Source organism: Streptomyces flaveolus, from assembly GCF_014648815.1.
GTDB lineage: Bacteria > Actinomycetota > Actinomycetes > Streptomycetales > Streptomycetaceae > Streptomyces > Streptomyces flaveolus.
The window spans coordinates 229,756-249,503 of record NZ_BMRV01000004.1 but is presented as its reverse complement, the minus strand read 5'-3'; the positions used below and the strand labels follow the sequence as shown (position 1 = coordinate 249,503).

The 19,748-nt window shown below is 69.8% G+C and carries 22 protein-coding genes, 1 tRNA gene and 2 pseudogenes; 15 read left to right on the top strand and 10 right to left on the bottom strand.

All coding sequences use genetic code 11. The features are described 5' to 3' along the window. Positions 1-71 precede the first annotated feature (71 nt). The 3 genes from IEZ05_RS12100 to IEZ05_RS12090 all read right to left on the bottom strand — a co-directional run bounded on the left by IEZ05_RS12100 (position 72) and on the right by IEZ05_RS12090 (position 3,196). The gene (locus IEZ05_RS12100; RefSeq protein ID WP_229869689.1) at positions 72-962 is read right to left on the bottom strand and encodes a GNAT family N-acetyltransferase; all 891 of its coding nucleotides are present in this window, start codon (positions 960-962) and stop codon (positions 72-74) included. Positions 963-1,474: 512 nt separating this feature from the next. Next, positions 1,475-2,449, bottom strand: a complete 975-nt coding sequence (locus tag IEZ05_RS12095; protein WP_189230060.1) for an SRPBCC family protein — start codon at positions 2,447-2,449, stop codon at positions 1,475-1,477. Positions 2,450-2,458: 9 nt separating this feature from the next. Then, positions 2,459-3,196, bottom strand: coding sequence for a hypothetical protein (locus IEZ05_RS12090; protein WP_189230059.1), 738 nt, complete (start codon positions 3,194-3,196; stop codon positions 2,459-2,461). A gap of 334 nt (positions 3,197-3,530) precedes the next feature. On the opposite strand from IEZ05_RS12090, the gene IEZ05_RS12085 reads away from it, so the two are divergent. Together IEZ05_RS12085 and IEZ05_RS12080 are read left to right on the top strand one after the other, a co-directional pair. Beyond that, the gene (locus IEZ05_RS12085) at positions 3,531-4,124 is read left to right on the top strand and encodes a DUF5994 family protein (RefSeq protein ID WP_189230058.1); all 594 of its coding nucleotides are present in this window, start codon (positions 3,531-3,533) and stop codon (positions 4,122-4,124) included. 16 nt (positions 4,125-4,140) lie between these two features. Further along, positions 4,141-4,401, top strand: coding sequence for a hypothetical protein (locus IEZ05_RS12080; RefSeq protein WP_229869688.1), 261 nt, complete (start codon positions 4,141-4,143; stop codon positions 4,399-4,401). Positions 4,402-4,679: 278 nt separating this feature from the next. Here IEZ05_RS12080 and IEZ05_RS12075 read toward each other — a convergent pair whose 3' ends face one another. The 3 genes from IEZ05_RS12075 to IEZ05_RS12065 all read right to left on the bottom strand — a co-directional run bounded on the left by IEZ05_RS12075 (position 4,680) and on the right by IEZ05_RS12065 (position 7,474). Next, positions 4,680-5,720, bottom strand: coding sequence for a fatty acid desaturase family protein (locus tag IEZ05_RS12075; protein ID WP_189230056.1), 1,041 nt, complete (start codon positions 5,718-5,720; stop codon positions 4,680-4,682). Between the two features lie 179 nt (positions 5,721-5,899). Further along, positions 5,900-6,316: a DUF5994 family protein gene (locus IEZ05_RS12070; protein ID WP_229869687.1), complete on the bottom strand. Its 417-nt coding sequence runs from the start codon at positions 6,314-6,316 to the stop codon at positions 5,900-5,902. A gap of 423 nt (positions 6,317-6,739) precedes the next feature. Further along, positions 6,740-7,474, bottom strand: coding sequence for a GbsR/MarR family transcriptional regulator (locus IEZ05_RS12065; protein ID WP_189230055.1), 735 nt, complete (start codon positions 7,472-7,474; stop codon positions 6,740-6,742). A gap of 88 nt (positions 7,475-7,562) precedes the next feature. Between IEZ05_RS12065 and IEZ05_RS12060 the strand changes: the two genes are divergently transcribed. From IEZ05_RS12060 to IEZ05_RS12045, 4 genes are all read left to right on the top strand, one after another. After that, positions 7,563-8,369, top strand: a complete 807-nt coding sequence (locus IEZ05_RS12060; RefSeq protein WP_373298758.1) for a DUF4097 family beta strand repeat-containing protein — start codon at positions 7,563-7,565, stop codon at positions 8,367-8,369. 69 nt (positions 8,370-8,438) lie between these two features. Beyond that, the gene (locus IEZ05_RS12055; protein ID WP_189230053.1) at positions 8,439-9,533 is read left to right on the top strand and encodes a serine hydrolase domain-containing protein; all 1,095 of its coding nucleotides are present in this window, start codon (positions 8,439-8,441) and stop codon (positions 9,531-9,533) included. A 176-nt stretch (positions 9,534-9,709) separates the two neighbouring features. Continuing rightward, positions 9,710-9,931, top strand: a complete 222-nt coding sequence (locus tag IEZ05_RS12050) for a type II toxin-antitoxin system VapB family antitoxin (protein WP_189230052.1) — start codon at positions 9,710-9,712, stop codon at positions 9,929-9,931. Next, positions 9,928-10,338, top strand: coding sequence for a PIN domain-containing protein (locus IEZ05_RS12045; RefSeq protein ID WP_189230051.1), 411 nt, complete (start codon positions 9,928-9,930; stop codon positions 10,336-10,338). Before IEZ05_RS12050 ends, IEZ05_RS12045 begins: the two co-directional genes overlap by 4 nt. Before the next feature lie 1,049 nt (positions 10,339-11,387). On the opposite strand, the gene IEZ05_RS12040 is transcribed toward IEZ05_RS12045, so the two are convergent. Further along, entirely contained in the window at positions 11,388-11,954 is a 567-nt protein-coding gene (locus tag IEZ05_RS12040) for a Uma2 family endonuclease (protein WP_189230050.1), read from the bottom strand. Between the two features lie 193 nt (positions 11,955-12,147). Between IEZ05_RS12040 and IEZ05_RS12035 the strand changes: the two are divergent. The 7 genes and pseudogenes from IEZ05_RS12035 to IEZ05_RS12005 form a co-directional block, all read left to right on the top strand. Continuing rightward, positions 12,148-12,348, top strand: a pseudogene (locus tag IEZ05_RS12035) (WXG100 family type VII secretion target); the annotation flags it as partial. Positions 12,349-12,553: 205 nt separating this feature from the next. Then, on the top strand, positions 12,554-13,147 hold the full coding sequence (locus IEZ05_RS12030) for a hypothetical protein (protein ID WP_189230049.1): 594 nt from the start codon (positions 12,554-12,556) through the stop codon (positions 13,145-13,147). Then, the gene (locus IEZ05_RS12025; RefSeq protein ID WP_189230048.1) at positions 13,114-13,545 is read left to right on the top strand and encodes a hypothetical protein; all 432 of its coding nucleotides are present in this window, start codon (positions 13,114-13,116) and stop codon (positions 13,543-13,545) included. Before IEZ05_RS12030 ends, IEZ05_RS12025 begins: the two co-directional genes overlap by 34 nt. A gap of 46 nt (positions 13,546-13,591) precedes the next feature. Beyond that, positions 13,592-13,786, top strand: coding sequence for a hypothetical protein (locus IEZ05_RS12020; protein WP_373298757.1), 195 nt, complete (start codon positions 13,592-13,594; stop codon positions 13,784-13,786). After that, positions 13,783-14,403, top strand: coding sequence for a hypothetical protein (locus tag IEZ05_RS12015; protein WP_229869686.1), 621 nt, complete (start codon positions 13,783-13,785; stop codon positions 14,401-14,403). Before IEZ05_RS12020 ends, IEZ05_RS12015 begins: the two co-directional genes overlap by 4 nt. 13 nt (positions 14,404-14,416) lie before the next feature. Next, a complete protein-coding gene (locus IEZ05_RS12010; RefSeq protein ID WP_189230046.1) occupies positions 14,417-14,716 on the top strand; it encodes an RNase A-like domain-containing protein in 300 nt (99 codons plus the stop codon). Between the two features lie 12 nt (positions 14,717-14,728). Next, a pseudogene (locus IEZ05_RS12005) lies at positions 14,729-15,360 on the top strand (contact-dependent growth inhibition system immunity protein). Positions 15,361-15,512: 152 nt separating this feature from the next. Here the strand turns inward: IEZ05_RS12005 and IEZ05_RS12000 are convergent. Further along, positions 15,513-15,586 (bottom strand) — tRNA-Gly (locus IEZ05_RS12000). Positions 15,587-16,107: 521 nt separating this feature from the next. On the opposite strand from IEZ05_RS12000, the gene dcd reads away from it, so the two are divergent. Both dcd and IEZ05_RS11990 read left to right on the top strand, forming a co-directional pair. Next, complete coding sequence (gene dcd / locus IEZ05_RS11995) at positions 16,108-16,683, top strand: dCTP deaminase (RefSeq protein ID WP_189230045.1); 576 nt, start codon at positions 16,108-16,110, stop codon at positions 16,681-16,683. A gap of 13 nt (positions 16,684-16,696) precedes the next feature. Continuing rightward, positions 16,697-17,194: a phosphoribosyltransferase gene (locus tag IEZ05_RS11990; protein ID WP_189230044.1), complete on the top strand. Its 498-nt coding sequence runs from the start codon at positions 16,697-16,699 to the stop codon at positions 17,192-17,194. Between the two features lie 64 nt (positions 17,195-17,258). Here IEZ05_RS11990 and IEZ05_RS11985 read toward each other — a convergent pair whose 3' ends face one another. Both IEZ05_RS11985 and IEZ05_RS11980 read right to left on the bottom strand, forming a co-directional pair. Continuing rightward, complete coding sequence (locus IEZ05_RS11985) at positions 17,259-18,254, bottom strand: Yip1 family protein (protein ID WP_189230043.1); 996 nt, start codon at positions 18,252-18,254, stop codon at positions 17,259-17,261. Positions 18,255-18,335: 81 nt separating this feature from the next. Then, entirely contained in the window at positions 18,336-19,655 is a 1,320-nt protein-coding gene (locus IEZ05_RS11980) for an FG-GAP repeat domain-containing protein (RefSeq protein WP_189230042.1), read from the bottom strand. Positions 19,656-19,748 lie beyond the last annotated feature (93 nt).

Genomic DNA, 19,748 nt, shown 5'->3' with positions numbered 1-19,748 from the left:
GGAAGTGGGCCCCGGGATGCGTCCGTTACCGATCACGGACAATTCCGGGGGAGTTCAGGGACAACCCGGCCTCACAGGTCGAGCTGGTACTCCAGGGCCTGGTGCGTGGGGACGTACCCCAGTGCGTCGTTGATGCCCCGCATGGGGGTGTTGCTGTCCGCCGTGTCGGTGACCAGGCCGCCGAGTCCGGGGTGGTCCGCGCGGGCGAGACGGATCGACTCGGCCTTCATCCAGCGGCCGAGGCCGTGGCCGCGGTGCCCGGGCAGAACGCCGGTGCCGTAGTGCAGCCCGTCGCCCTTGCCGTCGCCCGGCACGACGAGTTCGGAGAAACCGACGATCGAGCCGTCCGACTCGTCGACGGCCGCCACCGTGGTGAGCAGCTCCCCGCGGTCGGCGACGGCCTTGGCGACGGCCAGCACCCGCTCGACGTCCCAGGCCACGACTCCGTAGTCGGTGTCGTCCATGGGCATGTCGTCCATGGCGCGGCGCGAGTCGGCGAAGGTCTCGGCCAGCTCCTCGGGGACGGTGCCGCGCCAGGAGACGAGACGGTAGCCGGGGTGCGGCCGCTGGACGATCGCGTCGATCTCGCGGGCCCTGCCGCTGTCCCACGCGTCCAGCGCGAGCCGGGCGTACGTCAGGGTCAGCACCTTGCGGAAGCCGAGTGCGGCGAGGAAGTGGTCGCCCGGTGTTCCCGCGTCGGCCTGCGCCACCACCGCCCTCCGGCCGGCCTCCCGCGCTGCGGCCACCGCCGCCTCGACGAGCCGCGCCCCGACCCCCCGGCGGCGCTCCGCCGTGTGCACGTTCACCTGCAGTTCGGCCAGGTGCTCCTGTCCCTCCCGGGTGAACACCCGCAGGAAGGCGGAGCCGAGGGGATCCCCGCCGTCCCCGCCGGCCAGCCAGGCGAGGCGATAGCCGGACGCGGTGCGCTCGGGGTCGGTGAGGGCAGTGATGCGGAAGGACAAGAGGGGCTCCGATGAGGCCGGCGGTGGCGATGTCGGCCCCAGTCGACCATGCAACCGGCGCACAGAGACAGGGAATTCGGCATGGGGGTCGTACGCCGACGACGTCGGTCACGCGCGCAGGAAGGCAAGGACCGCCGGCACCCTCGCCACCGCCGTCGCCGGCACCCTGCTGGCGGCGGCCGGGATCGCGGTCACTCTGCGTACGCCGCGGAAGCGGTCGGCGTGAGGGAGGCCGCCGGGTTCGGACCCTCAGGGGCTTCGGCCCCTGAGACGTTCATGGGGCGCTTGCGGCGGCCGTCAGCCGAGCCGCCGACGGCGCGGCGGCCCGTGGTGGTACCACGAGCAGGTCCCGTGGTCCGGGGCGAAGCAGTCGACCCTCACCTCGTGGTCGTTGACGACGACGGTGCCGCACCGGACAGCTGTCCGGTGACGGGGGTTGGCGGCACCGTGGTTGGTCCGTCCCCACAGCGGATCGAGGACGTCGGCCGGCTCGCAGAGTTCATGAGCATCGCCTACCGACCCTCTTCATCCCCCTCCTCGTGCTCGTCCTCCTCCTCGTATTCGTCCTGATCCTCTTCGTCCTCGTCCTCGTCCTCGTACCGGCTGTCCCGTTCGTCCTGGTCGTCGTCCTCTTCGGGCTCGTCGTCCTGGTCCCCGTCGTCCTGGTCGTCGTCCTCAAGACCTTCCTCGTGCGAACGGACCACTTCACCGTCGCGGATCTCGCCGCGCCAGCCCTCGAGGTCTTCGTCGTCGGAGAGGGTGACGTGCCGCAGGAAGTGCTTGAGGTCGAGGCGTAGGCGACGTCCCTGTGCCCGCCAGATGTTGGCGGTCTTCTCGAAGAAGCCGGACGGGTAGTACTCGACCACGGCGACGACGCGCGTGAGGTCCGGGGTCAGCTCGTGGAAGCTGACGGCGCCGCGCGTGGTGCCCTTGCCCCCTTCGGAATTCCAGACGATGCGCTCGTCGGGAATCTGCTCCCGGACGGTGGCCTTCCAACTGCGGTTGGAGAAAGCGATCTTGGCCTTCCAGTCACTTTCGACCTCATCCGACTGAGAGACGCTCTGGACGCCCTTGGTGAAGGAGCTGAACTCCTCGAGCTGGGTCCAGCGGTCGTAAACGGTGCGCAGTGGCTTGCCGACGTCGATGACCTCGACGATGTTCGTCACCTTCACACTCCCCGGTTTGCCACCGCCGCCGAAGGCGCCCTTGACGGCGCCGGCCACCTTGTCCTTCACATTTCCCGCCTTCTCGCCGAGGAAGGCCTTGACCGGCGACTGCCCCTCACCCAGGACGCGCTTGCCGACGTCGAGCAAGGTGCTGTTGCCCTCGCCGACGTCGCCCAGGCCCTGCGCGACGTCGCTGATCTTGCCTCCGGCCTTGTCCGCCAGTCGCTGGCCCTGCGCTGTGGCGAACGCGGCCAGCTGCTCCTTGAGCCGGTCCATGCCGGAGGTGCCGGCTGGAGTGGTCTCCTCCTCCGTCTTGGCCATGGCTACCTCCTACGGCTGCTGGGGCGATGCCTCGCCGGCGGCAGCCTTCTTTCCTGCTGGCCGGGAGGCCGGGGCCTTCTTCGCCCGGCGCCGAGGGGGCGGTGCCTCTTCTTCCTCGTCGTCCGGTTCCTCGTCGTCCGGTTCCTGGTCGTCCGGTTCCTGGTCGTCCGGTTCCTGGTCGTCCGGTTCCTGGTCGTCCGGTTCCTGGTCGTCCGGTTCCTGGTCGTCCGGTTCCTGGTCGTCCGGTTCCTGGTCGTCCGGTTCCTGGTCGTCCGGTTCCTGGTCGTCCGGTTCCTGGTCGTCCGGTTCCTGGTCGTCCGGTTCCTGGTCGTCCGGTTCCTGGTCGTCCGGTTCCTGGTCGTCCGGTTCCTGGTCGTCCGGTTCCTGGTCGTCCGGTTCCGAGTCCTCGGACGGCTCCTCGTCCTCGTCGCCGGGCTTCTTCACCAGAGAGCTGGTGCGCTGCTCAAGCGAGTCGGCCAGCGCTCCCAGGCGGCGGTCGGCGGTCGCGGACAGCGCGGAACGGGCAGAATCCACCAGCTCCCCACGGAGCTGAGTCAGCAGCTGTGCGGCCTGAGGGCTCTCGGACGCCTTGCGCAATCCGCGGATGATCAACTCTCTGGGACTCAGTAGTCCCTGGCCGGCGAGTACGGAGGCGGCCCCGATCGCGAGTTTGCCCTTTTTGGTGCGGCCCAGCACGTAGCCGGCCGCGAGGGCTGCGGCCAGGGTGGCTTTCGTTTCGGTTTCCATGAATGGCCTCAAGTCCAGTCAGCGGAATCAGGCTGCTCGGGTCGCACGCGGCTTCGCCGCCCCAGCCCCCGACGCGTCCCTGCCGCCCCCGCGCCCCGGCTCGGCGGCCGGCAACCCCTCACTCCACCCTCCTCCCACTTTCCGGGGCTCGCATCTCCCCAGAGGGCACGCCGCTCAAGACAGGGGCGGTCGTACGTACGGCCCGCTCGGGCGCCGTGAGGAGTACGCTCAAGAGACCGAGGACATTTCGAGCACGGGCATTCGCGCCTGTGTCGTTATCGGCGATCGAATACGCCGGGCCGGCTCCGGCCGGTCCGGGGGCAGGGCGCGCGTCATGACTGCGACCATCTCCCGCCCGTCGACAAGCGAAGGCCGATGTTCCGCGCCTCCCGTACGTCTGTCGCTCGCTCCCGTCGGCTCCGCGCCGCGCCTGCTGGACGGCGCTTGGTGGCCACGCTCGCGCGACCTCACCGCCGAACTGCCCGCCCTGGCGTCGGTTCTCGATCCGCTGTGGGGACGGATCACCCGGGTCACGGTGAATCCGGCGCTGTGGCCGGTCGTCCCGCGCAAGGTGTCCGTCACCGGGCATGTGGTGAAGGTGGGCTGGTTCCGCTTCGAGCAGGACCCGCACGAGCTGTTGCTGCTCTCCTACCACGTGGGCCGCTGGAACCTGCTGGTGGTTCCCCCGCGGACGCCTCCTGCCGCGGCCGCCTGGCTGATGGCGGCCGCGGGCGACCCCCGCCGCGCGCAGACCGCGAGCCGCCTGATGGCTGATGCCGCGCAGCTGGCGGCGAGTGCCGGGGCCGACCGGGACGGCGTGGCGGTCTGGGAGTCCGAAGGGGGACACGAGGCCGGGACTGCCGTCATCCCTCCGCAGGGTCGCTCGGCGGCCGGCGCGGCGCCGACGGACCGGCCGGAGAGGACGTGAGGTCATGGAGATTCTCGTGACGGTGATCGCGCTGCTGGCGGTGGTCGCGGCGGGTGCGTTCCTCATTCACCGGCTCAACTCGCTGCACGGCGGCCGGATCACTGCCTTCCACTACCGTCGCGACGGCGTGGTCGCGCCGGATCAGGAATTCCCTGCCCGGCAGACGGAGTCACGCCGCCGGGCCGCCGCGAGCGGTGCCGTCGAGCGTCCGGAGCACCGTGACGGCGGACCGGTGCGGCTGCGCCCTCGACGCCGTACCCACAAGAAGCCGGCGTGACCCCCGCCCCGCTCGTCCTGCGGAGTGTCTTCGACGGAGCAACCGCGTCCAGCACCAGCACTGCGGATCCCATGCTGTGATCACCTCAGCCCCACCGTCGAGGTCGACCTCACGGCGGTCCGCTTCCTCCGTGACGTCAGTGGGCTGAACGTCTTCCCCGCGGCCTCGGAGGCCACCGCGCGAACCGGAGCCGTCCTGAGCCTGCGCCGTCCGGCGCGTTCCCTGGTCCGGGCCGTCGACCTCATCGGCTCCGGCCTTCCCTGACCGGCACTCGGCCGTCAGGACCGGACGGGGGCCTTTCGCAGCGGGGCGCCGGCGTGGTGGAGACTGGCGAGCACCAGCCGGTACGAGGTGATCAGCCCCGTCTCCGTGTAGTCCACGCCCAGTTCCCGGCAGTACTTCCGGACGATGGTGCGGGCCTTGCGCAGATTGGGGCTCGGCATGCTCGGGAACAGGTGGTGCTCGATCTGGTGGTTCAGTCCGCCCAGCACCAGGTCCGTGAAGCGGCCGCCGTCCACGTTGCGCGAGGTGAGCACCTGGCGGCGGAGAAAGTCGGGGCGGTTGTCGGGCGACAGGATCGGCATGCCTTTGTGGTTGGGCGCGAAGACGGAACCGAGATAGACACCGAACAGGCACTGGTGGACGGCGAGGAAGGCGAACGCCATACCGGGAGGCAGTACCCAGAACAGTGCGGTCAGGTACACCGCGCAGTGCGCGAACAGCAGGGTGCCGTCGAGTGTCCGGTGCTTGAGTGAGCGGTTGGCGATCGCCCTGCCGCTCGACACGTGCAGGTTGAAGCCCTCCAGCGTGAGCAGCGGGAAGAACAGGAACGCCTGCCGGCGTCCGAGCAGGCGCGGCAGCCCCCTGGCGGCGCGGGCCTGGTCCTGGGACCAGACGAGCACGTCGGGGTCGATGTCGGGGTCGAGGTCCTCGGTGTTGGGGTTGGCGTGGTGACGGGTGTGCTTGTCCTGCCACCAGCCGTAACCCATCCCGATCCAGGTCGCGGCGATCCGCCCGGACACCTCGCTGGCGCGACGGCGGCGGAACACCTGTCGGTGGGCCATGTCATGGGCGACCAGGGCCACTTGCCCGTAGAGGACAGCCATGAAGGCGGCGACCGCCAGTGTCCACCACGAGGGGCCGACGACGACGAACGCGGCCCATCCGGTGGCGTAGAGCGCGGTCACCGCGGTGAGCCGCAGCGTGTAGTAGCCGGGGCGGCGCCCCAGCAGTCCGGCATCCGCGATCTTCTTCGACAACCGGGCGAAGTCGCTGCCGGGGTGGTCGGAACGCGGGGCGGGGACCGTGACAGTGGTCATGGTGGCCAAGCTCTCTCCGAGGTGGGCGGATGGCACGGGACGCCCTGTGGGGGAGGTGTGGGGGCCGGGCACGTACACGGACGTGCCCGCTACGGCACAAGCTCCCGAAGTGCACGGGTGCCCCGCCCGGTGGGTCCCACTCGGGCCTGTGGGTCCGTCGCCCGCGTCGGATACGGTCCTCAGACTCCTCCTTCGGTATCCGGCGCGGGGCCGTCCAGCGCCGTGGCCATGAGAGGGGTGCCGGCTTCCTCCGACGTGTCCGGCGGCACGACCAGCAGGTCCCGGCGGCCGTGGCCGGGGGAGAGCAGAACGATGGTGTCCGGGGTGTGCGGTGCGGCTGCCTTGTGCAGGCGGACGACCTGGTTGGCGACGAGCATCCGCCCTGGTGCCGCTGACCAGGCGGCGGCGTTCACGGTGACGGCGGCGATGTCGCCCCACGCGGTCGGCAGCGCGGCGAGCAGCTGCGGGAGCTGCGCCAGAAGGTCGCGTGAGTGCGGCCACCACACTCCGTCGATCCGGCGCGGCAGTCCGCCGCGGGGTGACAGGCGCAGGCGAATTGGGGGGAGGACGGCCGGTGGGGCCGGGGCGGTGGTCATCACTTGAGTTCTCTCTGATGAGGTAGGTGCGAGGCGATCACGGCCATCGGCGTTCTCGGCCCGCCGGGCGGGCGGGACGCCGTGCCCGGCCGTCGTACGTCGGTGGCCGCTGGTCGCTGTGTCTCTCGGGCTGTGCCGGAACCTCAGGGTGAGGGGAGAGCGACCGGGCCTTCGGGGCCCGCGAGACTGCCGGTACGACTGCGGCAGGCAACCCGGAGAGCGGATGTAGGAAGCGGACGCGGGGCCCCACTCTGGGCGATGAGCCGCCGTCGGTCACCCGGGCCGGAGCCGGTCCGCCACCGGCGTGCTCGAATGGCCTCGGTCCCCTCAGCCTACTCCTCGCCCCGCAAAGGCGGCGTGACGGTGGGTCACCGGCACCGAAGGGATGACCGGTTGTCCCGGGACGCCGGACCTGAAGGCGGTTCAGATAGTGCTGTCCGAGGCCGTTCCGGATTTCGTGTGGAGGATCTCGCGGGCCTGGTCCGCGGCGCGGGCGATGCTCTCGGAGACGAAGTCGACGAAGCGGGCGATGTTCTCCAGGCGGGCGGCGGCCGGAGTGTCGGGTCCGAGGACGCCGATGCCCTGCCGGGCGACCTCGCCGAGGTGAGCGATGGAGCGGGCGCTGGCCATCGTGGACTGGTACATGACGTCGTCGTCGACCACGTAGCGCTCGCGGCGGCGTTCGTCGCGTTCCCGGCGGATGAGGCCCTGGCTCTCGAGGAACGCGACCGCCTTGGAGACGGACGCCGGGCTGATCCGGAGGTTCTCGGCGAGTTCGGAGGCGGTGAGGCTGCCGGCGTCGGTGGTGTAGAGGCCGGCCAGCACCCGGGCCGTCATCCTGGGCAGGCCCGATTGCATGAAGACCGTGGTGAACAACTCCTCGTACTCGCGTACGGCTCCGGCGTCGCGTCCGTGGGCCTGCGGGGGCGTGCCGGGTTTCCGGGAGGCGGCCTTCCTGCGGCGGTGGGCGCGGTGTTCGGTGGCGCGGTGGGCGAGGTCGGCGCGGTAGGCGGTGGGGCCGCCGTTGCGCATCACCTCGCGCGTGACCGTCGAGGTCGGGCGCTGAAGGCGCCGGGCGATCTCCGCGTAGGCGAGTCCGTCGGCCAGCCCCAGCGCGATCTGCTGGCGTTCCTGCTGGGTGAGTCGGCCTCCCGGCATCGCGGTCTCCTTCGTGGTCCGTGGTGGTCTGCAAGATAGCGTTCAATCCCAACCCATTGCAACGGACGCGAGCGGGTCGTTGCGTTAGATGTCACAGTCGTTGCAACGAATTTGCTGCATCTACCTGCGCAGACAAGGTGATTGGGCAGCATGCTCGTTGTCGCGTTTGGAAAGGCAACGTAGCTTTTCTCTCGTTGGAAACAACGAGTCGAAGGAGAGCACGATGCAGAAGTTCGACACCTCCACCCCGGTGACCGCCGTCCTCGACGTCCCCGCCAGCCGCGTCCGGTTCATCGCCGCCGACCGGTCCGACACCGTGGTCGAGGTCCTCCCCGCGAACGCCTCCAAGAGCCGTGACGTGACGGCGGCGGAGCGGACCGAGGTCGCCTACGGCGACGGCGTCCTGCGGATCAAGGCCCCGGAGGCGAAGAACGAGGTCCTCGGCGCTTCCGGATCCGTCGAGGTGACCGTCCAGCTGCCCGCCGGCTCCCGCGTCGAGGCGAAGACGTCCCTCGCAGAGTTCCGGGGCGTCGGACGGCTCGGTGACGTCTCCTTCGAGAGCGCTCAGGGCTCGGTCAAGCTCGACGAGACCGCGAGCGCCCGTCTCGCCCTCCAGTCCGGTGACATCTCGGTCGGCCGTCTGGGCGGCTCCGCACAGATCAGCACCCAGAAGGGCGACCTCCGCATCGCCGAGGCCATGGGTGGCACGGTCACGCTGCGCACCGAGTCCGGCGAGATCTCGGTCGGCGTCGCCCGCGGAGTCTCCGCCTCCCTGGACGCCGGCACCTCCTACGGCCGGATCCACAACGCGCTCAAGAACACCGACGGCGCCGACGCCGCCCTGACCATCCACGCGACCACCGCCTACGGCGACATCAGCGCCCGCAGCCTGTAAGAGGGGCACCCCGCGGCGATCCCGTCCGCTCAGCCGAAACCCGCAACCATTCCGAAGGGGCACACCACCATGTCCAGCACTCCTGCCGACCGGGACCGCCCGGAGCTGCAGAAGGCCATCGACGAGATGGTCGAGTCCGGCTTCACCGGGGTGACGATGCGCGTGCACGACGAGCGGGGCGGGTGGAGCGGCAGCGCCGGGGTGCGCAAGCTGGGCGAGACCGCGAAGCCGCCGGTGAACGGGCACGTCCGGATAGGCAGCAACACCAAGACCTTCACCGCGGCCGTGGTGCTGCGGCTGGTGGCCGAGGGCACGGTCGGACTGGACGCCCCGGTGGCCGACCACCTGCCCGGATTCGGGCTGGACCCGAGGATCACGGTGCGGATGCTGCTGCAGCACACCAGCGGCGTGTTCAACTTCACCGGCGAGTACTACGACGACGGGACGTTCGCGCCGGGTATCGCCGCCACGACCGCGGGCCGGGAGTGGGTGGACAACCGGTTCAGGACCTACCGGCCGGAAGAACTGGTACGACTGGCCCTGTCCAAGCCGGCACGGTTCGAACCGGGGACGGACTGGAGCTACTCCAACACCAACTACGTGCTGGCCAGGCTGCTGATCGAGAAGGTCACCGGCCGCTCGTTCGCCGAGGAGATGCAGCGGCTGATCCTGGGACCGCTCGGGCTGGCGGACACCGTGGTGCCGGACACCGACCCGGAGATCCCCGAACCGCACCCCCACGCCTATTACCGGTACGAAGACGCCGGCGAGCCGAAGACGGTCGACGTCACCCGCCAGAACCCCTCCTGGATCTCCACCGGCGGAGACATGATCTCCACCACCCAGGACCTCCACACGTTCATCTCCGCGCTGATGGGCGGCAAGCTCCTGCCGGCCCCACTGCTGGCCGAGATGTGCAGGCCGCATCCCAAGGCCGGCTACGGCCTGGGCGTGTTCGTGCAGGACGCGGGCGAGAACGGCGGCACCGTCATCACCCACAACGGCGGCATGGCGGGCCACGCGGCACTGATGTACAGCACGCCCGACGGCAGCAAGACCCTGACCGCCGCGCTGAACTACGTCGACGACACCGCGATGTCCATGGCCGCGGCGTTCCAGAAGGCGACGCAAGAGCTGGTCAAGGAGGTCTTCTGGCGACCGTAAGCGTGAGTGCTTGGTCGCACCGCTGTCGATCGTTGTTGTCCACTCTTACGGGCACGCTGTGGGCACGGGCGCGACCAGAGGTCGGGCCGCATACGCGGGGAGCCGACATGTGGACCGGTCTATGTTGGTGACGTATTCTTCTATGTACATCACCAACATTGCCTGGGAGGTGCGGTATGTCCGTGACCCAGATCGACATCGACGACGACGCCCTGGAGCGCGCCATGGCTCTGGCCCGCGTTCGGACGAAGAAGGAGGCGGTCAACCTCGCCCTGAACTTCTACGCTGAGCAGCAGGAGCGTGCGGCGCGCATCAGCCGCCACTTCAAGCGTGCCGGTGAGTGGGGTGCCGTCGAGGATGCCGAGCGTCTGCACAAGGCGGAGAAGCACAGCCGGTGATGTACCTGCTCGACACGTCCGGCCTGGTCAGGCTGCTCCGCGAGCCGAAACTGCAATCGGCCTGGTACGACGCGATCGATGCCGGAGCCATCGCATCCTGCTACGTGCAACGCACCGAGTTCCTGTACAACGCCCGTAACCGCCGCGAGTACGACGAGATCGCGGAAATGTTTTCCGATCTCTATCCCGATGCGGCGGTGCCGAAGAACGCAGGGCGTTGGGTCAGCGCGGTGCAACACCGTATGGCTCAGGCCGGGGAGCACCGCAGTGCCTCGGCAGTAGACCTTGTCATCGCAGCCACTGCCGCCCACCACGGCTTGACCGTCCTCCACGACGATGCCGACTACAGCACTGTCGCCCGGCACGCATCCGACCTGACCGAGCACAACATCCACGACGTCGTCTGACGTGCCTCTGTCGCCTGACAGGTGCGTATTTCGGGTGGTGAGGGGCTGGCGGAGGATCCGCCGGCGGCGTGCCCCAGCAGGACGCCAACGGTGGTACGCCGGTCGCTGACTCCGGTGATCAGCACTCTCACCCGCCGCGGCCAGTCCTGATCCGCTGGGCGGACGGCCAGGACGCCGGCCGACGCGCTGATGTCCGCTGAGGCCGACGTCTTCCGCAGCGCCGGACACGACAGGTCGGCGACGTCTGGTCGGGGCGAACGCGTTGACTGACGCCGTCGCCGCGCCGAGCAGGCCCTGATCCCGGTCGTGCCCAGCGCACGTCTTCCCGGCGTCTTCACCCGCCGGGTCGAGAAGCTCGCCACCCAACCTTGACGACCGCTCCGCCGTTCCGAGCCACCTCACCGATCTTGGCGTCTGTGGTCTGGTCCGTTGCTGCTGCCGCCTCCCCCTCGCCTGCGGTCTCAATCCCCGTGAATGGTCGTGCTGATGGCAGTTGGAGCAACAGTTGCCGCAAGCTGACGGCGGCCACTTCCGGATATAGCCGATGTGGCGCGGGTCGTGGGGTGCGAACGGCTGGCCGATCCGCATGTCCCGGTGGCGGTTCTCTCGGCCGAGGCTCCTGCGAGCGTTGCGATGCCAATCTTGCTGTGAGGGGACCCCTGCTCCAGACCGCAAAGAACCCCCGGGTCGATGACCTGGGGGTTCATGTTGGAGCGGGTGACGAGAATCGAACTCGCGCTCTCAGCTTGGGAAGCGAGGGCGCTCGGGCGGTCGCCCTCGCGCTGACCTGCGGATACGCGCTCAACAATGATGGTGCGCGTCTTCGGTACGTGCTCCTGTTGACCGTAGCTGTCCGCTCTGAAGGGCACGCGGTGGGCACGGCACGGTGAAGCCGTCCGACCGGAGGTGCGGCGGTGTCCGCGTGGGGTCCACGCCTCCGGGCTCTGCTCCCCCGAGGGAGCCTCGGTTGCTTTCGCACATGACCCGCAGGAGTCTGCCGGGCGCACCGCTGCAGGCTGAGCAGCCCTTCTGCCTGCCCTGCGGCCGGTTCAGATCTGGCCGAGGTCGATCTCCGCTGCGAAGGGGGCGGTGATCTTCAGGGCGCCGGCGAACACGTCCCCTTCGCGGTACGTCCTCGTCGCGGGATCGAGCAGGTACGTATACACCAGCGGTGTACCTGTCACGGCCTGCTCGATCCGCCAGTAGAAGCCGATCCCGGCCTTGGCGTACTGGTCCACCTTCACGATCCGGTCGGTGGTCTCCGAGCCCGGCGACACCACCTCGGCCACCAGCAGTACGTGCTCCGGACGGGTGGGCGTGATGTCGATCGTGTCCGCACGGTAGACGACGACGTCGGGGCGGCGATTGGTCAGCGGGACGTCCTGGAGCCGGACGTCGAAATCCGTGTCGGCGTTCCAGTCGGGGCCGGCTGCGGCGTCCAGGGCGTTCGCCAGGAGTCGAGCCAGCCGATGGTGCCGCTTGGAGGCGCTGGGGCTCACGACGACCATTCCGTCCACGATCTCGATGCCGGCGCACTGCTCCTCGGACCACGCCTCGTACTCCTCGGCCGTGATCTGCTGGTGCATCCACGCCGGGGCCACCATCTCGGCAGTCATGACACGCCTCCCGGACACTGTGTGGGGGGTCCGATCCCGCTGCACTCAGCGTACTGACTCCCACGCGCCGGGGTGGCTCGGAGACCTCGGTCGCCTCGGCGCTTTCCCTTGTCGAGTGGAAGCGGCGTGCTGTGCTCATGAGCACCGGGCTTGACCCACCACGCTGCCGCTCCGGCGCCGGCCCGCGATCCTGCTCTACCGGCGAGCGGAGAAGGTGGTCCTCACCTGGGAGGGCGAAGCCCGCGAGGTGTTCATCGACAAGTTGGACGAGTGGGACCGGTCCGCAGCGGACCTTCAGGCGACCCAGGCGTGGCTGCACGACGTCGTGGTCAACGGAGAGATCAACTATGCGGCGGCGCACAGGGCGGTACTGCGGGGCTGGGGTGCGGCCTGATGGCTGATCTGCCCTCCGACAAGCAGCGGCAGCGGGAGCGGGACCAGGCCAGGACCGCGCCGCCCAACAAAGGTGTGGGGCGCTTCGACGTGCAGCCCCAGCACCTCTACTTCACCTCGCTCGTCGTTCGGGACGGTCAGTTCGACTACGACAAGCAGGCGAAGACATTGACGGAGACGCTGGTCAATACAGCCAGTCCGCGGAAATGGGCTGGGGCGCGGACTCCTTCGCCGATCGGTACGGCATCGTCGCCGGGAAGTTCCTGGAACTGTGGGCGAAGAGCGTGGTGTCGGTGGGCGGTGTGGCGGTGGGTCTCAGGCAGACCGCGAACAACTACGTGCTGGCGGACTGGGCGGCCGGCAAGGGCAAGGGCGCGCCCCCGGAGGAGAAGCAGCCTCTAGCGGTGATCACCACGGCACCCGAGTACGGCCCGCCGAACGACCTGACGTGGCGGGGGGAGGGGGAATACCACGACTCGTGGGCGATATCCGGGATCCTCGGGGAGGTTCCGGATTTCCTCATGTTCATCATGAAGCCCGTGGTCGACGAAGGGCTGAGGCTCGGCCGCGTCCACGAGATCACGCCGGGCGTCAAGGAAGAGGAGTTCCGCGACATCGCCGGGGCGTGGCGGGAGGCATCCAAAGGCGTGAAGAAGGCGGCGGACGACTTCACGGAGGCGATCTCCTACATCACCGACCCCAAAGGCAACGGTGAATGGCAGGCCGCGATGAATGCCTTCTGCCAGACGATCTGGGGAACCACGGCATGGGGAAAGTCCGTGACCAGCGGGCCGAGGTGACACCCAAGAAGGGTGCCCGGAGCTGGAAGACCCACGGGAAAATGGACCCCGCCACCAGGCGCCCCATCATCGAGGTCCTCGACAAGAGCGCGAACACCATTCAGAAGCTTTTCGACGACTTGGCCGACGTGGGCCAGAAGACCACGGAAACCACCACGCGCCTGGCCAAAGAGGCCGCGGACAAGACGGTGAAGGACCTGACCACGGGCCTCGACCCCTTCGAACTCACCAGGCTCGCGGTCGGGCTCGTGGTCGCGGAAGTCGTCCTGACCTTCCGGTCCCACATGGACAGGGAGGCCATGGACGCGGCGGTCGGGGCCTATCACGAGGCGTTCGGCGATGCCGCGGGCAAACTGGCCATGCTCGAGTTCGAGCTCGACGCAATACTGCCTGCGTGACAACAGCGACGACATCGACCGGTGGCTGGCAGGAGACCCGCCGGACATGTCCATCACCGTCACGACCGACTCCGTACCGTTGCAAGGCCCTCTCGCCGGTGACGCCGTGACCGGCAGGGGGGTCACCTACGACGGCAGCAAGCTTTCGGAGGTGCACGACACCAAGGGCGTGTCCCTGCGGCTCATGCGTGATCCGAGCCTCGATCCGCCCTACCTGGTGTTCACCTCGATGCCCGTATGAGCGAGGTCTGGATGGTCTACGGAACGATGCCCGATGAGAACGGGACGCCGACGCCCTTGGATGCCGACTCCTGGTGGTCGGCGGTGGAGATGTACGACCGTCGGTACACCTTTGTCGCCGCCGGTCTCCGTACGCGGGAGGATTGGCTGCACGATGTTGCCTCGGTCATGCGGGGCGAGACGGCGGATCCCCGGGCCTGGCGGACCATCGATCCCGACGAGGGCGAGGAGGAGAGGGAGGACGACCCGGCCTACCCCTTCGTCGTCCCGCCCGTGGACGAGGCGGGTGCGGCGGAATGGCGAGGCCGGCTCAGGGAGATTCCGCGTTCCGCGGTGGTGCGGCTTCTCGTGCTGCTGGCCACCATCGATCTCGATGTCTCCAAGGACCCCCGTTCTCCCGCACAGCGGGCTGAAATGGAGAAGCACGCCAGGGTGATTCTCACGCGCTTTTCCGACGGGACCCGGTTCTTCACGAACACCTGGGGAGGCGGCGCGTCCCTCGACTTCTATCAGCAGATCTCGAGCTGCTCACCGATCAGTCGGTACGCCTGGGACTTGGGGCTCCTCTGGGTGTCCGACGAGGAAGTCGGGCTGATCTGGTCCTTCGATCCACGATGAGAGGTGACAACCGTTGCTGACCAGATCCGCAACCTATCCCGACCGGAAAACCGCCCAATGGGCCACCCAGCAGGTGGTGACCGGAAACGAGCAGAGGATTCACCGCTGGCTCGCCCAGGGCACCCGCGCTCGCCTCACCATCGAGGCCGCCTGGCCCTCCCGTGAGACGCCGGTCGGCCGCGTACTGCTGCAGGCGATGATGCTCGCCGGGCGCGAGCCCGTCGATGTGCGCGCGGCGCGTGTCGTCCTCAGGCGTGAGTCGAACAGCCCGCACGGCTTCGTCGTGCTCACCACCGTCCCGATCTACCTGTAGAGGTCCAGCGCCGTGTCCATGAAGCCCTTCGAGTTCGACCGTCGCTACGGCGAGCTGGACCAGGTGATCAGCGCGTACACCAGTATGCCGGCCGACGACGAGCCCGACAGGCCGAGCGAAGCCCTTCTGGCCTACCTGCGCCACACCTGGCACACCCGCCCTGGGCCCTGGCCACAGCCGAACAGCAGATCCGCGAGTACGCCCGCAACCCACCGGGCCGACTGCGCCTGAGCCTCGGCGAGTTCTACCCCGTGCCGGACGTCGGTCTGCCCGAATCGGCGGTCCAGGACTGGCTGTTCATGATCGCGGACCATCTGAAGCGGTCGATCGAGGAGGGCGTGGTCCCGCCCCCCGCCGTGCCCCGTACCCACTGGGAGTGGCATGCCCGCTTCCCTGACCACGACGCGGCCGTACGCGACTACACCGCCACCACGAACCCCCAACTGGTCGCCCGCCTCACCGGCGAGCTCCACGAACTGCTCGCCCTGGCCCTCGAGGAGTCCGACTACGCCCTCGCGATGGCCGAGCTGGGCATGGAGACCGACCCGCCCTCGCCGTACACCCCGAGCGGCTGGCTGGCCCACCTCGCGGACGGTCTTGGCGGATCCAAGGCGGATTACGGGCCCGGACCGGCCGCAGGCTGACCGTATGCCCTCTTCGCTCATTTCGCCCTGGCCATCGGCCGACCCCGCTGCCTCGCCTGCTGCGTGGTCGAGAGGCGGCCAGGACGAAGCGAGACGTCCAGACCGGTCTGGACAACAAGCAAGCCCCTGGTCACTGACCAGGGGCTTCTTCATGGAGCGGGTGACGAGAATCGAACTCGCGCTCTCAGCTTGGGAAGCTGATGTTCTACCATTAAACTACACCCGCGTAAGCCGCCGACCGGAGTCGGTGCTGGACGCTCGCTCACCATACCTCATCGTCGGCCCCCGGTGTTTCCGCCGTGGGGCCTGAGGGCGTTTCAGGGGGAGGAAGCGGCTGCGGGGGGCCGGAGTTGGGGCGTACCGTGGGGGCGTTCCCGAGGGTGTCCGGGAGGGCGGAGTGCCGCCTGGAGGGTCGTTCCTTTGATCCCGTAATGTGGCTTTCGTCGTCAGGGTAGTTCGCCAGACGCGGCTCTTGGGGAAGGGACTTGAAGGACTTGATGGATCGCACCGTCCTCCGCTGTGCCGATGGGCACGTGTTCACCGCCGCCTCGTTCCCGATGCAGCAGGCCGAGCGGCTCGGGCCCGGCCGGCTCGTCCGATGTCCGCGGTGTGCGCGGCTGCGGAGTGCCGTGCCGGTGGTGTCGGCGAAGCGGTAGCCGGCCTCCGGGCACGGAGACCCCAGCAGTACCGGGCGCGCGGCGCGGCGGCGGTTGTCGCTGCTCCGCGCGCCTTGCGTATCCTCGGTGCGTGCTTCTCTCAGACAAGGACATCCGGGCCGAGATCGATTCCGGGCGGGTGCGTATCGATCCCTTCGACGACTCCATGGTGCAGCCGTCGAGCATCGACGTGCGCCTCGACCGCTACTTCCGGGTGTTCGAGAATCACCGGTACCCGCACATCGACCCCTCCGTCGAGCAGGCGGATCTGACCCGGCTCGTGGAGCCGGAGGGGGACGAGCCGTTCATCCTGCACCCGGGCGAGTTCGTGCTGGCCAGCACGTACGAGGTCGTCTCGCTGCCCGACGATCTGGCCTCCCGGCTGGAGGGGAAGAGTTCGCTCGGGCGGCTCGGGCTGGTCACGCACTCGACCGCCGGGTTCATCGACCCCGGGTTCTCCGGGCACGTGACGCTCGAGCTCAGCAATCTCGCGACCCTGCCGATCAAGCTGTGGCCCGGGATGAAGATCGGGCAGCTCTGCATGTTCCGGCTCACCTCGCCGGCCGACCATCCGTACGGCAGCGAGCGGTACGGGTCGCGGTACCAGGGGCAGCGGGGGCCGACCGCCTCCCGGTCCTTCATCAACTTCCATCGGACCCAGGTATGAGCAGGACGCGCGCATGAGTGAAGTACGGGAGAACCTGACCTACGAGCAGTTCGGCGTCGCCGTCCGCGAGCTCGCGCAGGCGGTCGCCGACGACGGGTACGAGCCGGACATAGTGCTCTCCATCGCCCGTGGCGGGGTCTTCGTGGCCGGCGGGCTGGCGTACGCGCTGGACTGCAAGAACATCCACCTGGTGAACGTCGAGTTCTACACCGGGGTCGGCACCACGCTCGAGATGCCGGTCATGCTCGCGCCCGTGCCCAACGTCATCGACTTCTCCCGCAAGAAGGTCCTCATCACCGACGACGTCGCCGACACCGGCAAGACGCTCAAGCTGGTGCGGGACTTCTGCCTCGACACGGTCGCCGAGGTGCGCAGTGCGGTGATCTATGAGAAGTCCCACTCGCTCGTCCAGTGCGAGTACGTGTGGAAGCGCACCGACGACTGGATCAACTTCCCGTGGAGCGTTCAGCCGCCCGTCGTGCGGCGGGACGGTCAGGTGCTCGACGCCTGAGCCGAGCCTCGGACGCACGGAAAAGGGGCCCCGCGCCGGGGGCCCCTTTTTCGTGCGCCGGATGTCAGAACGTGCCCAGCTTGACGATCGACAGCAGCGCGACCAGCTGGATCGCGGACGCGCCGAGCGCCTTCGGCCAGGGCAGGTCATGGGAGCGGCTGACCATCGAGGTCAGCAGGGCGCCGGCCGCGACCCATGTCACCCAGCCCAGGATCTGCACGAAGGGCGCGTCGCCGCCGGCGAACATGGCGACGACCAGCCGGGGCGCGTCCGTGACCGACATGATCAGCATGGACAGGCCGACGGTGGGCTGCCAGGCGCCGTCGCCGCCGAGCTGGCGGGCCAGGGTGTGGGTGACGACGCCCAGCACGAAGGCGCTCAGCACCATCGCGACGGCCGTGGTCAGGACGATCGGGACCGCGTTCGACAGGGTCGCGTTGATGGCGTCCTGGCGGGCGCCGTCGAAGCCGAAGACCGCCAGCAGACCGTAGAGGAAGGTCACGACGAGGGCGGGGCCCCACATCGTGTAGTCCCGCATCTGGAGGAAGGTCTGGTTGGGGGCCGTGACGATGCCCTTCAGCAGGGCCTTCCAGTGCAGGCGCGGGCCGACCGGTCCGGGGGGCGGTGCCGCCGAGCCGGCGCGGTAGGTCTCGCCCTGGGTGTAGGGGTCCTCGCCGATCGCGAACGCCTGGGTGTGGCCCGGGTTGTTGGCCGCGTACGGGTCGTACGGGGGCTGTCCGCCGTGCGGGTGGCCGCCGTCGCCGAAGTACTCCGGCTCCCCGTGGCCGCCGTCCGGCTGCGGCCACTGCCCGCCGCCGGGGCCGCCGGGCCCGTACGGCTGCTGCGGGTACGGCTGCCGAGGCGCCGCGGGAGCGCCGTACGACGGTCCCTGCGGCGTCTGCTGCCCGTACGGAGGGTGTTGCGGTCGCGCGTGAGGAGCGCCGTTGTCCCGGCCGCGTCCGATCCTGAATCCAGCCACGCCTTCGAACGTACCTGGTCCCGGAGAGTGACGTGCGGGGGCCGGGCTTTCGGGGGGCCCTTTGCGGCCGAGCTGTGACATCCCCTACGGGAGGCCCCCGAGGTGGCCCCGAGGGCTCCCCCCGCGTCACCTGGGCCGTCGCCGCACGGCCCCTACGGGCTCCTACGGGCTCAGGAACTGGGACGTCGAGAACGTGACCGCGGCCCGCTGCGTCACCAGCCCCTTCGCCGCCCCGCGGTGGACCTCGACGGAGTCCTCGGTGTCCCCTTCGTACGTCCGCACCACCAGGTCCGCGCGGCCGTCGCCGTCGAAGTCGCCGGCGGTCAGGACCCGTGCGGTGCCCCGGGCGGCGGGTGTCACGGTGACCGCGCCCCGGGTGGTGGGGCCCGTCTCGCGGCCCGGCAGGACGCGTACCCGGGTGCCGCCGGTGACCAGCTCGCTGAGGCCGTCGCCGTCGAAGTCGGCGGCGTCGAGCACCGAGCCGGGGGCGCCCAGGGTGCCGCGGGCGGCGGCGGGGAGGTCAAAGCGCAGGGCCGTGCCGGTCGGGGCACCCACGGCCGCGTCCAGGGACGCGCCCCGGCCGAAGGCGCCGAGGGCCACGTCGACGCCGGACGGGAGGGTGGCGCCGGTGCGGGCGGGGCCGGCCGGGCCGCCGAGGACGACGGCGGCGGTGCCGGTGCCCGCCGAGGCGCGGACGACCAGGTCGTCGTAGCCGTCGCGGTCCACGTCGGCGGAGGGGCCCGTGGGGGCCTCGCCCGGCGAGGCGAGCGGGGCGCCGGCCGCGTGCGGGACGCCCTCGCGGGTGAAGGGGCCGCGCAGATAGGTGAGGTGGCCGGCCGACGCGTGCAGGACCAGGTCCTCGGCGCCGTCGCCGTCGAAGTCGCCGCAGACCGGCCGGTCCGGCCAGTCGTTGCCGAGCCGGGCCCGGCCGGGCACGGTCAGGACCACCGCGCGGCCGGTGAATCCGTCCGGGGAGCCGAAGAGGAGCTGGAGGGGCACCGGGGGGCGGCCCTGGCCGTCGTAGGGCGGGTCGGTGGTGACGACGAGGTCGGTGAAGCCGTCGCCGTCGAGGTCGCAGCCGGCCTCCGCCTCGAAGACGGCCGGCAACTGGCCCTGCACACGGGCCGCGTGCGTGGCCGGGGAGAGCAGTTGCCGGGCGCCCGGCACGAGTCCGTGCGACGAGCCGTAGACGATGCCTATGCCGGCGTCGTCGGCGTGGCTCTCGGCCTTGACGAGGTCGTTCAGGACGAGGTCGCGGTGCCCGTCGCCGTTGAAGTCGTCGGGGGTCCTGCTGCCCTTGCCGTGCGGGACGGGCAGCGGGGCCGGGGCCTGGGCGGCGCGGACGGGGGCGTGTCCGGTGGCCGTGGCTCCGTCGGCGCCCGTGGTGTGCGAGGGGTCGTGGCCGCAGGCGACGAGCAGCAGCAGGGAGCCGAGGGCCACCGCGCCTCCGGCCGTCCGCCGCGCGCTTCTTCGCACGTGCACCGTTCACCCCGTCCGCATCACACATCACCGAACAACGCCCCGGTCATGATGCACGTGTTCGAGTGGCGGCGATAGCCCGGGAACGGCGACGCC

What these genes read in the sequence shown, in the direction of transcription:
- IEZ05_RS12025 (WP_189230048.1), top strand. Translation starts at nt 13,114, where the DNA reads ATGGGGAAAGTCCGTGACCAGCGGGCCGAGGTGACACCCAAGAAGGGT.
- IEZ05_RS12070 (WP_229869687.1), bottom strand. Translation starts at nt 6,316, where the DNA reads ATGACCACCGCCCCGGCCCCACCGGCCGTCCTCCCCCCAATTCGCCTG.
- IEZ05_RS12030 (WP_189230049.1), top strand. Translation starts at nt 12,554, where the DNA reads ATGGGCTGGGGCGCGGACTCCTTCGCCGATCGGTACGGCATCGTCGCC.
- IEZ05_RS12060 (WP_373298758.1), top strand. Translation starts at nt 7,563, where the DNA reads ATGTCACAGTCGTTGCAACGAATTTGCTGCATCTACCTGCGCAGACAA.
- IEZ05_RS12095 (WP_189230060.1), bottom strand. Translation starts at nt 2,449, where the DNA reads ATGGCCAAGACGGAGGAGGAGACCACTCCAGCCGGCACCTCCGGCATG.
- IEZ05_RS12075 (WP_189230056.1), bottom strand. Translation starts at nt 5,720, where the DNA reads ATGACCACTGTCACGGTCCCCGCCCCGCGTTCCGACCACCCCGGCAGC.
- IEZ05_RS12055 (WP_189230053.1), top strand. Translation starts at nt 8,439, where the DNA reads ATGTCCAGCACTCCTGCCGACCGGGACCGCCCGGAGCTGCAGAAGGCC.
- IEZ05_RS12015 (WP_229869686.1), top strand. Translation starts at nt 13,783, where the DNA reads ATGAGCGAGGTCTGGATGGTCTACGGAACGATGCCCGATGAGAACGGG.
- IEZ05_RS12085 (WP_189230058.1), top strand. Translation starts at nt 3,531, where the DNA reads ATGACTGCGACCATCTCCCGCCCGTCGACAAGCGAAGGCCGATGTTCC.
- IEZ05_RS12020 (WP_373298757.1), top strand. Translation starts at nt 13,592, where the DNA reads ATGTCCATCACCGTCACGACCGACTCCGTACCGTTGCAAGGCCCTCTC.
- IEZ05_RS11985 (WP_189230043.1), bottom strand. Translation starts at nt 18,254, where the DNA reads ATGTCACAGCTCGGCCGCAAAGGGCCCCCCGAAAGCCCGGCCCCCGCA.
- IEZ05_RS12065 (WP_189230055.1), bottom strand. Translation starts at nt 7,474, where the DNA reads ATGCCGGGAGGCCGACTCACCCAGCAGGAACGCCAGCAGATCGCGCTG.
- IEZ05_RS12050 (WP_189230052.1), top strand. Translation starts at nt 9,710, where the DNA reads ATGTCCGTGACCCAGATCGACATCGACGACGACGCCCTGGAGCGCGCC.
- IEZ05_RS11990 (WP_189230044.1), top strand. Translation starts at nt 16,697, where the DNA reads ATGAGTGAAGTACGGGAGAACCTGACCTACGAGCAGTTCGGCGTCGCC.
- IEZ05_RS12040 (WP_189230050.1), bottom strand. Translation starts at nt 11,954, where the DNA reads ATGACTGCCGAGATGGTGGCCCCGGCGTGGATGCACCAGCAGATCACG.
- IEZ05_RS12090 (WP_189230059.1), bottom strand. Translation starts at nt 3,196, where the DNA reads ATGGAAACCGAAACGAAAGCCACCCTGGCCGCAGCCCTCGCGGCCGGC.